Source organism: Vibrio sp. 10N.222.52.C3 (assembly GCF_041474195.1).
Lineage (GTDB): Bacteria > Pseudomonadota > Gammaproteobacteria > Enterobacterales > Vibrionaceae > Vibrio > Vibrio crassostreae_C.
In genome coordinates this window covers 1-709 of record NZ_JBFRTQ010000240.1, presented here as the reverse complement: position 1 = coordinate 709, position 709 = coordinate 1, and the positions used below count along the sequence as shown (strand labels likewise).

Here is a 709-nt window from a genome sequence, read left to right as displayed (position 1 = left end):
ATATAATATTGATGATTAATCTCTATTTATAATTCTAATAAAACCAAGCAGCAATTTCACTATCCAATTTCACAGGCTCAACTTAAAGAGTCGCAGTGCACCATCCAGCGTATACCGAATTTATCTTCTACTTTGCCAAATCGAGCCCCCCAAAAAGTATCTGCGAGTGGAGTCATTATCCGCCCTCCCTTCTTGAGCTTTTCAAAGATTTGTTCTTGAGTCGCGGTATCTTCAGTCACAAGAGAGAGAGCGAGATTGTTGCCTTCAAGTTCTTTTGCCTTAACACCATCAGACATCATCAGCTTCATACCAAACGCTTCGAACTCAGCATGCATAACCCGATCAGGTTGAGCGCCCTCGATTACCTGTGGTGCATCACTAAAAAGCTGCTTAGATAAAACCACACCACCAAAGCACTTGTGATAAAAATCCAACGCTTCATTACAACGACCATCAAAAAACAAGTAAGGGGTTACTGTCAGCATATCTATCTCCTCTGTTAGTCCTTTAAACATAGACAATAGAAAAGAGAATGACAGGTAACATCATGATTTAAGATAATTAATTCATTATCAGATCGAATAGCGAAGGGAAATTATGAGATTTAGGAGTGAAACATCAAGATCTGTCTGATTGAAGAGCAACTGCAACGACACGCCGGATTTCAAATTCACATACGTCCAAAACATAGAAAGGTCGCTATAAAAGC

At 39.5% G+C, this 709-nt stretch carries 1 protein-coding gene; it reads right to left on the bottom strand.

Annotated elements, in window-relative coordinates; translation table 11 throughout:
• Positions 1–77: 77 nt before the first annotated feature.
• Entirely contained in the window at positions 78–485 is a 408-nt protein-coding gene (locus AB4517_RS22650; protein WP_372150102.1) for a VOC family protein, read from the bottom strand.
• Positions 486–709 lie beyond the last annotated feature (224 nt).

What these genes read in the sequence shown, in the direction of transcription:
- AB4517_RS22650 (WP_372150102.1), bottom strand. Translation starts at nt 485, where the DNA reads ATGCTGACAGTAACCCCTTACTTGTTTTTTGATGGTCGTTGTAATGAA.